This window comes from Curtobacterium uvaldense, assembly GCF_028307415.1.
In the GTDB taxonomy this organism is placed as follows: domain Bacteria; phylum Actinomycetota; class Actinomycetes; order Actinomycetales; family Microbacteriaceae; genus Curtobacterium.
In genome coordinates this window covers 129,229-142,372 of record NZ_JAQMHU010000001.1, presented here as the reverse complement: position 1 = coordinate 142,372, position 13,144 = coordinate 129,229, and the positions used below count along the sequence as shown (strand labels likewise).

Sequence of the window (13,144 nt, the reverse complement as noted above, 5' to 3'; positions counted from 1 at the left end):
GTGGCGCGTTCGATGTGTGCTTCACTCCCGACATGATCGACTTCACCCGGACGGCAGCGTCGCCGCCGGTCGGAGCGAGCGAACTCTTCCAGATCCTCCGCGACGGTGTGCCGCGGACCCGGGCGGAGCTCGCCGCCCTGACGGGACTCGCACGCTCGACGATCGCCGTGCGCCTGGACGCCCTCGTCGACGTGGGGCTCGTGGGCCCCGTGGAGACCGCCGCGTCGACCGGCGGCCGTCCCCCCGCCCAGGTCGCCCTCGTCCCGCGCGCACGCCTCGTCGTGGCCGCCGACCTCGGTGCCTCGCACGGGCGGGTCGCCGTGACCGACCTCGTCGGGGCCCCGCTGGCGACGCGGGAGGCCGCGATCGACATCGCCGCCGGCCCGGTCCCCACCCTCACGTGGCTGGTCGAGACCGTCGACGAACTGCTCGACGAGGTCGGTCGGCGGCGCGACGACGTCGTCGCGATCGGCATCGGCGTCCCCGGCCCGGTCGAGTTCTCCACCGGGCGCCCGGCGAACCCGCCGATCATGCCGGGCTGGGACGGCTTCGACGTCCCCGGATGGTTGCGCGGCCACGTCGCCGCGCACGTGCTGGTCGACAACGACGTGAACATCGCCGCGCTCGGCGAACGGGCGTACGGCTGGCCGGACCTGGACCACCTGTTGTTCGTGAAGGTCGCGACCGGCATCGGCTCGGGCATCGTCTCCGACGGGCAGCTCCGCCGGGGCGCGCAGGGCACCGCGGGCGACATCGGTCACGTGCGCGTGTCCCGCGCGGGCGACGTGCCGTGCCACTGCGGCAACACCGGCTGCCTCGAGGCCGTCGCCTCCGGCCCGGCCATCGCCCGCGCCCTGCGGGCGAAGGGTCACGACGTGCACACCAGCGGCGACGTCATCGACCTGGTGAACCGTTCGGAACTCGACGCGATCGGGGCCGTCCGACAGGCCGGCCGGGACATCGGCGAGGTCCTCGCGACCTGTGTCTCGCTCGTCAACCCGTCCGTGATCACGCTCGGCGGCTCCATCACCCGTGCCGGGGAGCACCTGCTCGCCGGTGTCCGCGAGGTCGTCTACGCCCGCTCGATGCCCCTCGCCACCGAGCACCTCGTGATCGCGCAGTCCCGTGCGGGCTCCGTCGCCGCACTGCAGGGCGCAGCCGTGCTCGCCCTCGACTACGCGCTCTCCCCCGCCGGCGTCGACGAGCTCGTCGCCCCCGCCGAGGGCCGTCAGCTCGTCTCCTGAGGGCGGACGCCGCGCGCGTCGGTTCGCGCCGTGTCGGCCCGCGGGGTGACAATCGTCCGGTGACGATCGTGCAGCCCACCCTGTGGGGCGACCTGGACCCCGGTCTGGAGGCCCTCCCCGCCTCCGCCGCGCCGGCCACGTCCGCCGTGCGGTCGGCTGCACGCGACGCTGCTCCCGTCGGTCGTCCTGCCGCGGGCCCGCGATCCGCGCCCGGTGGCCACGACGCGTTCACCGCGCTCCGCGGGCACACCGAGCGGATCGTCGCGCACTCGTCCGACCGGGTGGCGTGGCTCCGCGCCCGCGCGATGGGCATCACCGCGACCGACGTCGCACGGCTCGCGTCGCTGCGCGCGGTCGAGACCGTCGTCGCCGAGAAGCGGTACGGCTCCCGGTTCTCGGGCAACGCCTGGACCGAGCACGGCAAGGACCGTGAGCCCGTGATCGCCGCCTGGGTCGCGGCCACGCACGGCATCGAGCCGTCGGCCCACCTCTTCCACGCGAGCGCGAACCGCGCGCACCTGGCGACCCCGGACGGCGTCGGCCACGACGCGTCCGACCGACTCGTGCTCGCCGAGATCAAGACCACGGGCAAGGGCTGGCGGAGCATCCCCCGGCACTACCTGCGCCAGGTCTGGTGGCAGCAGTACGTCCTGGGGGCCGACCGCACCCTGTTCGTGTGGGAGCGCCACGACGACTTCGTGCCCGTCGCCGACGAACCCGAGTGCCGGTGGGTGGACCGCGACGACGACCAGATCCGCGGGCTCGTCCAGCTCGCGGACCTCGTGCTCGACAAGCTCCGGACGTTCCGGGTCTAGACCCGCAGCAGACGCAGCCGGCTCATCCCCACCACGAGGATCCCCATGAGCCCGATGAACACCGCGACGCCGAGGCAGTACAGCGCCACCACGCCGTAGCCCTGCGCAGGGTCCAGGAACGGGTACGGGACCCACCCGTCGGTCGCGCCGCGGACGAGCACCACGACGAGCCAGACCGCCGGGTAGACCAGGAACCACCAGACGTGCCGGAGGAGCAGCCGCGCCCGGTCGGAGAACACCAGCCAGTCGAGCACGGCGTACAGCGGGACCACCTTGTGCAGCACGTCGTTCGACCACGGCACCGTGTTCGACACCGAGGCCCCGACGAGCAGCGTGTTGTAGACGACGCCCGTCGTGGCGATGTACACCGTCGCCGCACCCCGGAACCCGGTGAGCAGCAGGTTGCTGCGCTGCCGTCGCGCTGCTGCCACCAGGGTCAGTGCGAAGGCCACCGCGACGATGATGTTCGACTGGATCGTGAAGTAGCCGAAGAAGTTCCAGAAGAGGTAGTCCGGCGTCCGGGAGGTCACGAGCCACTGCGCGAGGACCGCGGCGACGACCGCGATCACGGCGACGAGCCGGAGGGAGTTCACGAGGGTCCGCACGAGGCCACGGTATCCGGTCGGACCCCCGGGAACGCAGGAAGACCCGCACCGATCGGTGCGGGTCCTCCTGGCCTGATCAGTCGATCAGATGGCGTTGACGTCGAGCGGGATGCCCGGTCCGAACGTCGTCGAGACGGCGCCCTTCATGATGTAGCGGCCCTTCGACGCGGACGGCTTGAGGCGGACGATCTCCTCGAGCGCGGCCGAGATGTTCTCGTCGAGCTGCTCCGGCGTGAACGAGGCCTTGCCGACGACGAAGTGCACGTTGGCGTGCTTGTCGACGCGGAACTCGATCTTGCCGCCCTTGATGTCGTTGACGGCCTGCGCCACGTTCGGGGTCACGGTACCGGTCTTCGGGTTGGGCATGAGGCCACGCGGGCCGAGCACCTTGCCGAGACGACCGACCTTGCCCATGAGCTCCGGCGTCGCGACGGCGGAGTCGAACGCGGTGTAGCCCTCGGCCACCTTCGCGATGAGCTCGTCGCCACCGACCTCGTCAGCACCGGCGGCGATGGCGGCCTCGGCCGCAGCGCCCACGGCGAAGACGATGACGCGGGCGGTCTTGCCCGTGCCGTGCGGCAGGATGACCGTGCCGCGGACCATCTGGTCGGCCTTGCGCGGGTCGACGCCGAGCTTCAGCGCGACCTCGACCGTGGAGTCGGTCTTCGCCGAGCCGGTCTCCTTCGCGAGGGCGACTGCCTCGGTCGGGGTGTAGAACTTGTCGGCCTCGATCTTCGCGGCCGCGGCCTGGTAGGCCTTGGACTTCTTCGCCATGGTGTTCTCCTCAGGAGCTACGTGGTTGACGAGCCGGCGAGGCTCTCCCACGGAAAGGGGTCGGGGTGTGTGGGGCGCTGAGGCTTACGCCTCGACCGTGATGCCCATCGAACGAGCGGTGCCGGCGATGATCTTCGCGGCCTGCTCGATGTCGTTGGCGTTCAGGTCGGCCTGCTTGGTCTCGGCGATCTGACGGACCTGGTCCATCGAGATCTTCGCGACCTTGACCGTGTGCGGGGTCGAGGACCCCTTCTGCACACCCGCGGCCTTCTTGATCAGCTCTGCGGCCGGCGGGGTCTTGAGGACGAACGTGAACGAACGGTCCTCGTAGACGGTGATCTCGACCGGCACGACGTTCCCGCGCTGCGACTCGGTCGCGGCGTTGTACGCCTTGCAGAACTCCATGATGTTCACGCCGTGCTGACCGAGCGCAGGACCGATCGGCGGGGCCGGGTTGGCGGCGCCCGCGTTGATCTGCAGCTTGATGAGGCCCGTGACCTTCTTCTTCGGTGCCATGTTGTGCTTCCTCCTGGAATCGAACGCACGGGGATCCGTGCACTCTCCCGCTGGCCCGGCGGATCCGGACCGCGGTGAAGCCCCGCATGCCACAGCACGCGGGGCCAAACCTCAGTAGCTTACTACAGCTTGGTGACCTGGTCGAAGCTGAGCTCGACCGGGGTCTCGCGCTCGAACAGCGAGACGAGGACGGTGAGCTTGCCGCTCTCCGGCTTGATCTCGGAGATCGAACCCGGCAGGCCCGCGAACGAGCCTTCCTTGATGGTGATCGTCTCGCCGATCTCGAAGTCGACCTCGGCCTGCGGCTGCGCCTGTGCGGCACCGCCGGACTTCGCGCCGCCCTTGGTCGGTGCGGCCTCGGCGACCTGCACGAGCGACTTCAGCATGCCGAACGCCTCGTCGAAGCGGAGCGGCGTCGGGTTGTGGGCGTTGCCGACGAAGCCGGTGACACCGGGGGTGTGGCGGACGACCGACCACGAGTCCTCGTTGAGGTCCATGCGGACGAGCACGTACGAGGGGATCCGGACGCGGGTGACCAGCTTGCGCTGCCCGTTCTTGATCTCGACGACGTCCTCCATCGGGACCTCGACCTGGTAGATCGAGTCCTCCATCGACATCGAGATCATGCGGTTCTCGATGTTCGACTTCACGCGGCGCTCGAAGCCCGCGTAGGAGTGGATGACGTACCACTTGCCCGGCTTCATCCGGAGTTCGGCCTTGAAGGCGTCGTACGGGTCGACCTCGGCGGGCTCGTCGTCGACCTCGTCGGCGTCGAGGGCCTCGTCCGCGGCGAGCGTCTCGTTCGCCTCGGCTGCGGAGGCGTCCTCGAGCTCGGTCTCCTCCTCGTCCTCGACCGCCTCGACGGCGGCCTCGGCCTCGTCGGCGGAGTCGATGTCGAGCGCGTCGTCGACGACGGCGTCGGCCTCGGGGTCGCGGGACTCGGCCAGCGCCGTGAGCGCCTCGTCGATGGAGGTGTCCACCGTGCCGTCGTCCGGCTCGTCGCTCGTCCCGAGGGACTCGGCGTCCTCGTCCTCGACGGAGATCGCGCGCTCCTCGGCGGACTCGACCGAACGGCCCTCGGCGGTCTCGACGTCGCCTTCCTGGTTCTCCTCGACCTCGGAGGACTGCTCGGCAGCCGTGGCGAGGTCGATGTCGTCGCGGGAGTAGTCAGACACTGCGGTTCTTTCCGTTCGGTGGTGCGGATCGGGTGAGTGGCCGGAGCGGTTCGCGTCCGTCGCCGTCTCGGGCGACCGTACTCCTGTCGGGGTCCGGCCAGGTGAACGGACGCAGCAGACCAGCCGTCAGGCCGGTCGGCGACGGGTCAGGCCGTGGGACCGTTGCCGAAGACGTAACCGACGCCGAGACCGAAGACGAAGTCGAGGATCGACACCAGGATCATCATCACGACGACGAAGACGAGCACGACGCCGGTGTAGCTGAAGAGCTCCTTGCGGGTCGGCGTGACGACCTTGCGGAGTTCGCCGATGACCTGGCGAATGAAGAGGACGACGGCAGCGATCGGGCCACCACGCTGAGCACGGTCGGCCTTGGCCTTCGCGACGACGTCGTCCGCCGTCGTCTCCATGTCCTTGCTCGCCACCTTCACACCTTCCAGACTTGCAGGGCGGACAGGACTCGAACCTGCAACCTGCGGTTTTGGAGACCGCTGCTCTACCAATTGAGCCACCGCCCTGTAGGGGTCGGAACCCCCTGGGGCACGTCCCGTCACCGTTCCGTGCGCCGGTGGTCGAGTGTACGGGAGTCCGTCACACGCTGTCCACTCGGCCGCTCCCCCCGGCGTGCCGCGCCGGTAGGCTGGCGGCCGTGAGCACCGCAGCCCCCGGCCCCGAGTCCACCGCCCCCGAGACCGCGACGGACTCCGTCGCCGCGACCTCCGACCGTCCGCGCATCGCGTCGCGCATCGCCGCGATCGCCGAGTCCGCGACGCTCAAGGTCGATGCGAAGGCCAAGGCGCTCAAGGCCGCCGGTCGTCCGGTGATCTCGTTCGCGGCGGGCGAGCCGGACTTCGCGACGCCGCAGCACGTGGTCGACGCCGCCGTCCTGGCCGTCCAGGACCCCGCGAACCACCGCTACACGCCGGCGACGGGCCTGCCCGAGCTCAAGCGGGCGATCGCCGAGAAGACCGCTCGCGAGTCCGGCGTCACCGTCGACCCGTCGCAGGTCATCGTCACCAACGGCGGGAAGCAGGCCGTCTACCAGGCGTTCCAGACCATCGTGGACGAGGGCGACGAGGTCCTGCTGCCCGCTCCCTACTGGACCACCTACCCCGAGGCGATCCGCCTGGCCGGCGGCGTCCCGGTCGAGGTCTTCGCGGGCAGCGACCAGGACTACCTCGTCACGGTCGAGCAGCTCGAGGCAGCGCGCACGCCGAGGACCAAGGCGCTGCTGTTCTGCTCGCCGTCGAACCCCACCGGCTCGGTGTACTCGGCCGAGCAGACGAAGGCCATCGGCGAGTGGGCGCTCGAGCACGGCATCTGGGTGGTCAGCGACGAGATCTACCAGGACCTGGTCTACGACGACGTCGCCTTCACGGGCATCCTCGACGCGGTGCCGGCCCTCGCCGACACCACGATCCTCGTCAACGGCGTCGCGAAGACGTACGCCATGACCGGGTGGCGCGTCGGGTGGTCCATCGGCCCGGCCGACGCCGTGAAGGCCGCGTCCAACCTGCAGTCGCACCTGTCGTCGAACGTGGCGAACGTGTCGCAGCGTGCCGCGATCGCAGCCCTCACCGGCCCGCAGGAGCCCGTCGCGGCGATGCGCGAGGCGTTCGACCGCCGCCGTCGCGCCATCGTCGAGGGGCTCAACGCGATCCCGGGCTTCGTCACCCCGACCCCGAAGGGCGCCTTCTACGTCTACCCCGACGTCACGGCGCTCCTCGGCCGCGAGTGGGCGGGGTCGACCCCGACGACCACGCTCGAGCTCGCGGACCTGATCCTCGAGCACGCCGAGGTCGCGGTCGTCCCGGGCGAGGCCTTCGGTCCCTCCGGCTACATCCGGATGTCCTACGCGCTCGGCGACGACGACATCGCCGAGGGCGTCCGGCGGCTGGCGGCGTTCTTCTCCGCGTAGCCCCCTCCGCAGCACGCAACGTGGGCGGTTCCGCGCAGCGCTTGACCGCTGCGCGGAGCCGCCCACGTTGCGTCTCGCGAGACTGCGACGGCCGGGAGGCGCGGCGACCGTCCGGTGGTCAGCTCGCGCCGAGCAGGTCCCCCACCACGACCGGCTCCGGGACCAGCGAGACGCCGAAGCGGTTCAGGACGGTCACCTGGACGTACCGCGCGAGCTCGGCGACCTGGGCTGCGGTGGCACCCCCACGGTTGGTCAGCGCCAGGGTGTGCTTCGACGAGATCGCGGCGTGCGACCCGGGGACCGTGTACCCGCGATGCACCCCCGCGTGCTCGATGAGCCACGCGGCGCTGAGCTTCACGTCGTCGCCGGCCGGCCAACGAGGGGCCTCCGGCGGCAGCGTCTCGGCGAACCCGGCCGACACGATCGGGTTCGTGAAGAACGAGCCGGCGCTCCACGTGTCCGGGTCGGCGTCGTCGAGCACCATCCCCTTGGACGACCGCAGGCGCAGCACCGTCGTCCGGATGGTCATCGGGTCCACCGGGGTGCCGAGCTCGACGCCGAGCGAGCCGGCCAGCTGGGCGTAGCGGACGGGCACGCCCTCGACCACGGTGGCGCCGAGCCGGAACTCGACCGTCAGCACCACGCCTCGTCGCCCGTGCTTGAGCGTCGAGGTGCGGTAGCCGAGCGCCAGCTCGGCCGCGTCCACCCACGCGCGTTCCCCCGTCGACGCGTCGAGGAACTCGATGCGGGAGAGCACGTCGGAGAGCTCGACCCCGTAGGCGCCGATGTTCTGCACGGGGGCGGCACCGACCGTGCCCGGGATGCCGCTGAGTGCCTCCAGGCCGGTCCAACCGTTCTCGACGGTCGTCGCGACGAACCGGTCCCACGGTTCACCGGCCGCGACGCGGACGGTGACGCCGTCCTCGTCGGGCTCGGCGTCGACACCGCGCGTCCGGACGAGCACGACGGTGCCGGCGAAGCCGTCGTCGGCGACGAGCAGGTTGCTGCCGCCACCGACGACGAGCCACTCGTCGTCCTGCCACGCGGTGTGCGCGTGCGCGACGAGCTCGTCGGTCGTGTCCGCGACCAGGAGCGTCGCCGCAGGACCTCCGACGCGGAACGTGGTGAGGTCGGCGAGTCGCGTCGACACGGTCAGCGGAACACCACCGTGACCTGCGCCTTGCCGAGCACGGTCTGCCCGGCGGCGGTCACGGTGAGGTCGATGCGCTGCGGACGCCCCTGGTCGTCGACGGTGCCGACCTTCGCGACGACGCCGACGGTCGCGCCCTGCTCGGGGTCGACGACGACGGGGCGGGTGAAACGGACGCCGTAGCGCTGGACCCAGCCGCGGTCGCCGAGCCACTCGGCAACGGGCTGGACGGCGAGCCCCATCGTCAGCATGCCGTGCGCGAGCACGCCGGGGAGCCCGACGGAGGCGGCGACGTCGTCGCGGTAGTGGATCGGGTTGAAGTCGCCCGAGGCGCCGGCGTAGCGGACGAGCGCGTCGCGGGTGAGGTGGACCTCGCGCTCGGCGACGACGGTGCCGACCTCGAGCGCGGTGGCGGGTGCGGTGGTCATGCGTCGTCTCCTCGGACCACGAGGGTGGAGGTCGCGGTGACGACGTGCTCCCCCGAGGCGTCCTGCATCGTGCTCTCGGCGGTCACCATGGCGTTGCCGCCGAGGGTCTTCACGCTGGTGACGGTGAGCGTGGCGGTCAGCTCGTCGCCCGCGACGATCGGCCGGTCGTAGGTGAAGGACTGCTCACCGTGCACGACACGGGAGAAGTCGATGCCGGCGTCCGGCTCGGCCAGGAGCTGGGCGAGCGTCGCCTCCTGCACGACGACGGCGAAGGTCGGCGGGGCGACCACGTCGGTGTAGCCGGCGGCACGGGCGGCGTCGGGCTCGTGGTGGATCGGGTTCGTCGCGAACACGGCACGCGAGAACTCGCGCACCTTCTCACGACCGACCAGGTAGGGCTGGGCCGGCGGGAACGTCCTGCCGACGAGCTCGGGGTTCACTGACACGCGTGGGAGTCTACCGAGCACGCTCGACACACGCCCTCTCCCTGAGCATGCATCGGCTATGCTCGCCGCACGGTGTCCGGGGGGACGCCGGGTACGACTCCGGGGACGGGGAGGGACTCATGGAGCACACGACGCAGTACGCGGTCCACACGGGCGACCGGTGCACCGCCATGGAGGTCGCCGGCGCGGCACTCCGACAGACCGGGCACCGGGTCGAGTCGACCGGGGGCACGATCACCGCGACGATCGGCAACCGGCTGCTGACGATCCTGCTCGGCGCCCTCGTGCACCCGGCGCGGGAGTTCCGGCGGTACGAGCTCTCGACGACCGTCACGGGGACGTCGACCACGATCACGCTCCGGCACGCCCAGCACGCCACGGCGGTGTCCGGGGGCGGCATCGGTGCGGGGCGTCGGCGGAGCGCCCGGCAGCAGGTGGAGGCGACGCTCGAACGGGCCCTCCGGGGGGCGGGAGTGCTGACCACTCCCCCGCGCTGAGGCGCGACCGCGGAGCGTCACAGCGCGGCACGGGCAGGCACACCCGGCGAGAACGGGCGCGCCTGATGAGGACAGTCGTACCTGGCGAGAACGGGCGTACCTGGCGAGGACGGGCGTACCTGGTCTGCCAGGAACCCTCGGCATGCTCGATCCCACTCGGTACAGCGCCCGCGATGGGAAGGATCGGGCGGAGCGACGGGCCTCGGATCAGACCGATGACGCCCCGAGCCGACGTGCCTCGAGACCGACGCAGCCCGGGAACGACGCGCCCCGGGAACGACGAAAGCCCGGCGATCTGGCCGCCGGGCCTGTGGTAGCGAGGACGGGACTTGAACCCGTGACCCCACGATTATGAGTCGTGTGCTCTAACCAACTGAGCTACCCCGCCGGAGATCCGGAGCGACAACAGCTCCGGGTCGGAGCCCCGAGTCAGGATTGAACTGACGACCCCTTCCTTACCATGGAAGTGCTCTACCACTGAGCTATCGGGGCGAGTGCCGCTCGGCGGCACCAGACGAGCGTAGCAGACGTGCGACGGTGGTCGGGAACCCGACGTGTCGCCCGGGCGTGCCGCCGCTCCTCCGCTAGTTCGCGTTGGCGCGGAGCCAGGTCAGCGGGTCCACCGGGACGCCACCGACGTGGATCTCCAGGTGCAGGTGCGGACCGGTCGAGTTGCCGGTCGACCCGACCTCGCCGAGTTCGTCGCCGACGGCGATCTCCTGCCCGGTGACGACCTTGAACGTGCCGTCCTTCATGTGGCCGTACACGCTGACGAACTGCTTGCCGTCGACGTCGTGCTGCACCCACACGTCGTTGCCGAAGCCGCCGTCGTGCGCCTGCACCTTGATGACCGTGCCCGCGGCGACGGAGCGGATCGGGGTCCCCTCGCCCGGGGCGAAGTCGACGCCCATGTGGTTCGTCGAGCAGAACGAGCAGCCCTCGACCTGACGACCGCCGAAGCCCGACGTGATCGGCACCCCGGTCAGGAACGGCCACTGGATCGAGCCGTTCGGGTCGTTCGAGAAGGACGACGCGTCGACGTTCTTGTACTGCGTGGCGGACGTCACCGAGTACTGGTCGCGGGTGGTCTCGGCGTCCACGGCACCGTTGCCCACGCTGAGGGACTGTGCTCCGCCGGCGGCGGTGGCGCGAGCCGCGGTGGTGTCCGCCGGCGGCACCCAGAGCGCCTGCGCCGGCAGCGACGTCGACACGACCAGCCCGGCGGCGAACAGCAGTGCGCCGACGGCGGTGACCCGCGAGGCGTTCCGGCGGAAGGCGTCACCGCGCGTGCTGCCCGTGGACACCGACGACGCCGAGGCGCTGCTGATGTGACGGGTCGCACGGTCGACGCGGACGGCCGTGGCGGTGCGCCGTGCACGGCCGCGGCCGGCCTCCGGAGCCCTGCCGCCGGACGTCGGGGCGGTCGCGGGACGTCGCGCTCCCGACGGACGGACCGCATCGACGACCGGGGTCGGGGCGCGCGAGGCGTCCGCCGCCGGCGCGACGTCGGGCGAGACCGGCGCGGGCGGCGTGACCGCTCCGGCGGACGGTGCCGGCCGGACCGCTGAGGCCGGCGCGAGGTCGATCGGTGAGACCGGGGCTGCGGGCGTCGTCGGGGCGACGAGCTCGTCGAACGACGGCACGTCGACCGGGGACTGCGGAGCCGCTGCGGAGCGCGGGGTGCTGGTCGCAGCCGCTCGACGCTCGGCCTCGATGCGTGCGCGTCGCGTCAGGTGCACGACCGGCTCGGTCTCGGTGCGGGTGGGCGTCTGCGCAGTCGTGGAGGCGTGGGGCATGTGTTCGAGGCTGATCCTGATCGGGGCACGGGGCGCTCGTGTGTAACGAGCAGATAACGGGACTGGAGCACGCTAGCAGGGGCCGTCGCGCACCGCCAGTCGTCTGCACGACCGTGCACCGTCCGCGAGCGGTGCCCCACCGGACCCTGCCGGCGCCCGGCGAGTGCGCCTCCGGGCCGTCAGTCGGCGAGCACCTCGGACTCGAGCCGACGGACCAGGGACTCCAGCTGGTCGGCGACGGCGGGGGCCGCGAACAGGAAGGAGCGCGTGCCGCCGGCCTCCCATATCCGGACGCTCGCTCCGGCCTCGGCGGCGACGAGCGACCCCGCCGCCATGTCCCACGGGTTGATGCCGCGCTCGTAGTACGCATCGACGGTGCCGGCCCCGACCGCGCAGCAGTCGAGCGACGCCGCTCCCGCGCGACGGACGTCCCGCACCTCGCCGATCAGGCCGGCCAGCACCGCGACCTGCTCACGCCGACGGTCGGCGGTGTAGCCGAAGCCCGTCGCGACGAGCGTCTCCGCGAGGGACGACGGGGTCGACACGCGGAGCGGGACGCCGTCGCGTGTCGCGCCCTCGCCGGACACCGCCCGGAACACGGTGCCGGTCGCCGGCGCCACGACGATCCCCGCGAGCGCCTCCCACTGCGTCGGGTCCGCGCTCCCCCGCACGACGCCGATGCTCACCCCGTACTGCTCACTGCCGTAGAGGTAGTTGACCGTGCCGTCGATCGGGTCGACCACCCAGGTGATCCCCGTGGACCCGGCACCGGAGCCGGACTCCTCGCCGTGGAAGGCGTCGTCGGGACGCGCCTCGGCGATCCGCGTGCGGACGAGGTCCTCGACCTCCCGGTCGGCAGCCGTGACGACGTCGACGATGCTCGACTTCCGGTCGGCGACCTCGACCCCCTCCGCTCGTCGGCGGGCCGCGAGCGCTGCTGCCTCACGGGCGATCGACTCGGCGAGGTCGGCGAACTGGGCGGGAGCGAGGCTGTCGGGCATGGCACCAGCCTGCCGGATCACGCCCCGGAAGGACGCCAGGCCGGGAACGGCAACAACCCCGTCCGGATCGGACGGGGCTGTTCGCTGTGGCAAGTGAGGGATTCGAACCCCCGAAGGCTACGCCGGCTGATTTACAGTCAGATCCCTTTGGCCGCTTGGGTAACTTGCCGTGTGCGCACCCGACCGGTGTGGTCACCAACCGAAGGCGCGCTGAAGAGCATACCGGACGTCGGAGGGTGCTCGTGACCACCGAACCGGGATCCCGTCGCGCCGTTAGGCTGTCCCGCATGGCAGACAGTTCCTTCGACGTGGTCAGCAAGGTCGACAAGATGGAGGCGGAGAACGCCCTCAACCAGGCCGCCAAGGAGATCGAGCAGCGGTACGACTTCAAGGGCGCCGACGCCTCGATCGCGTTCAGCGGCGAGGACGTCCTCATCAAGGCGAACTCCGAGGAGCGCGCCAAGGCCGTCCTCGACGTGCTGCAGACCAAGGCGATCAAGCGGAACATCTCGTTGAAGAGCCTGGACGCCGGAGACCCGTACCCCTCGGGCAAGGAGTACCGCATCGAGGTGAAGTTCAAGAACGGCATCGAGCAGGACGTCGCCAAGAAGATCGGCGCGTTCCTCCGCGCGAACGCCCCGAAGAGCGTCAAGAGCCAGATCCAGGGCGACGAGCTCCGCGTCTCCTCCAAGAGCCGCGACGACCTGCAGAACACGATCCAGCTCCTCAAGGGTGAAGAGTTCGACGTGCCGCTGCAGTTCATCAACTTCCGCTAGCGC

General features: G+C 71.2%; 15 protein-coding genes and 4 tRNA genes. 5 read left to right on the top strand and 14 right to left on the bottom strand.

Annotation, left to right across the window (positions count from 1 at the left end):
• Nucleotides 1-32 precede the first annotated feature (32 nt).
• Both PIJ49_RS00795 and PIJ49_RS00790 read left to right on the top strand, forming a co-directional pair.
• On the top strand, nt 33-1,244 hold the full coding sequence (locus PIJ49_RS00795) for an ROK family transcriptional regulator (protein WP_066655230.1): 1,212 nt from the start codon (nt 33-35) through the stop codon (nt 1,242-1,244).
• Between the two features lie 59 nt (nt 1,245-1,303).
• Nucleotides 1,304-2,059, top strand: coding sequence for a YqaJ viral recombinase family protein (locus PIJ49_RS00790; RefSeq protein WP_308201951.1), 756 nt, complete (start codon nt 1,304-1,306; stop codon nt 2,057-2,059).
• Here PIJ49_RS00790 and PIJ49_RS00785 read toward each other — a convergent pair.
• From PIJ49_RS00785 to PIJ49_RS00760, 6 genes are all read right to left on the bottom strand, one after another.
• Nucleotides 2,056-2,664: a Pr6Pr family membrane protein gene (locus PIJ49_RS00785; RefSeq protein ID WP_271825253.1), complete on the bottom strand. Its 609-nt coding sequence runs from the start codon at nt 2,662-2,664 to the stop codon at nt 2,056-2,058. The two genes, PIJ49_RS00790 and PIJ49_RS00785, sit on opposite strands and share 4 nt — an antisense overlap.
• A gap of 84 nt (nt 2,665-2,748) precedes the next feature.
• Nucleotides 2,749-3,438, bottom strand: a complete 690-nt coding sequence (rplA, locus tag PIJ49_RS00780) for a 50S ribosomal protein L1 (RefSeq protein ID WP_066655236.1) — start codon at nt 3,436-3,438, stop codon at nt 2,749-2,751.
• 84 nt (nt 3,439-3,522) lie between these two features.
• Entirely contained in the window at nt 3,523-3,954 is a 432-nt protein-coding gene (gene rplK, locus PIJ49_RS00775) for a 50S ribosomal protein L11 (protein WP_017888638.1), read from the bottom strand.
• Between the two features lie 122 nt (nt 3,955-4,076).
• The gene (nusG, locus tag PIJ49_RS00770) at nt 4,077-5,129 is read right to left on the bottom strand and encodes a transcription termination/antitermination protein NusG (RefSeq protein WP_209685055.1); all 1,053 of its coding nucleotides are present in this window, start codon (nt 5,127-5,129) and stop codon (nt 4,077-4,079) included.
• A 146-nt stretch (nt 5,130-5,275) separates the two neighbouring features.
• Nucleotides 5,276-5,554, bottom strand: a complete 279-nt coding sequence (gene secE, locus PIJ49_RS00765) for a preprotein translocase subunit SecE (protein WP_066658449.1) — start codon at nt 5,552-5,554, stop codon at nt 5,276-5,278.
• A gap of 20 nt (nt 5,555-5,574) precedes the next feature.
• A tRNA-Trp gene (locus PIJ49_RS00760) sits at nt 5,575-5,647 on the bottom strand.
• Between the two features lie 215 nt (nt 5,648-5,862).
• On the opposite strand from PIJ49_RS00760, the gene PIJ49_RS00755 reads away from it, so the two are divergent.
• A complete protein-coding gene (locus PIJ49_RS00755) occupies nt 5,863-7,047 on the top strand; it encodes a pyridoxal phosphate-dependent aminotransferase (RefSeq protein WP_066658451.1) in 1,185 nt (394 codons plus the stop codon).
• Nucleotides 7,048-7,165: 118 nt separating this feature from the next.
• Here the strand turns inward: PIJ49_RS00755 and PIJ49_RS00750 are convergent, their stop codons facing one another.
• The 3 genes from PIJ49_RS00750 to PIJ49_RS00740 are packed head-to-tail and all read right to left on the bottom strand — an operon-like array spanning nt 7,166 to nt 9,071.
• Complete coding sequence (locus PIJ49_RS00750; protein WP_066658454.1) at nt 7,166-8,203, bottom strand: UDP-N-acetylmuramate dehydrogenase; 1,038 nt, start codon at nt 8,201-8,203, stop codon at nt 7,166-7,168.
• Complete coding sequence (locus PIJ49_RS00745) at nt 8,200-8,625, bottom strand: MaoC/PaaZ C-terminal domain-containing protein (protein WP_066655238.1); 426 nt, start codon at nt 8,623-8,625, stop codon at nt 8,200-8,202. Before PIJ49_RS00745 ends, PIJ49_RS00750 begins: the two co-directional genes overlap by 4 nt.
• The gene (locus PIJ49_RS00740; RefSeq protein WP_081984962.1) at nt 8,622-9,071 is read right to left on the bottom strand and encodes a MaoC family dehydratase N-terminal domain-containing protein; all 450 of its coding nucleotides are present in this window, start codon (nt 9,069-9,071) and stop codon (nt 8,622-8,624) included. Before PIJ49_RS00740 ends, PIJ49_RS00745 begins: the two co-directional genes overlap by 4 nt.
• 119 nt (nt 9,072-9,190) lie before the next feature.
• Here PIJ49_RS00740 and PIJ49_RS00735 point away from each other — a divergent pair, with 119 nt between their 5' ends.
• A complete protein-coding gene (locus tag PIJ49_RS00735) occupies nt 9,191-9,568 on the top strand; it encodes a hypothetical protein (RefSeq protein ID WP_251159577.1) in 378 nt (125 codons plus the stop codon).
• Between the two features lie 311 nt (nt 9,569-9,879).
• Here the strand turns inward: PIJ49_RS00735 and PIJ49_RS00730 are convergent.
• From PIJ49_RS00730 to PIJ49_RS00710, 5 genes are all read right to left on the bottom strand, one after another.
• A tRNA-Met gene (locus PIJ49_RS00730) sits at nt 9,880-9,956 on the bottom strand.
• Between the two features lie 32 nt (nt 9,957-9,988).
• Nucleotides 9,989-10,060 (bottom strand) — tRNA-Thr (locus tag PIJ49_RS00725).
• A 92-nt stretch (nt 10,061-10,152) separates the two neighbouring features.
• The gene (locus PIJ49_RS00720) at nt 10,153-11,364 is read right to left on the bottom strand and encodes a peptidoglycan DD-metalloendopeptidase family protein (RefSeq protein WP_271825246.1); all 1,212 of its coding nucleotides are present in this window, start codon (nt 11,362-11,364) and stop codon (nt 10,153-10,155) included.
• A 179-nt stretch (nt 11,365-11,543) separates the two neighbouring features.
• Entirely contained in the window at nt 11,544-12,365 is an 822-nt protein-coding gene (locus PIJ49_RS00715; RefSeq protein WP_066655248.1) for an inositol monophosphatase family protein, read from the bottom strand.
• A gap of 87 nt (nt 12,366-12,452) precedes the next feature.
• A tRNA-Tyr gene (locus PIJ49_RS00710) sits at nt 12,453-12,534 on the bottom strand.
• 118 nt (nt 12,535-12,652) lie between these two features.
• Here PIJ49_RS00710 and PIJ49_RS00705 point away from each other — a divergent pair.
• The gene (locus tag PIJ49_RS00705; RefSeq protein ID WP_066655250.1) at nt 12,653-13,141 is read left to right on the top strand and encodes a YajQ family cyclic di-GMP-binding protein; all 489 of its coding nucleotides are present in this window, start codon (nt 12,653-12,655) and stop codon (nt 13,139-13,141) included.
• Nucleotides 13,142-13,144: the final 3 nt, after the last annotated feature.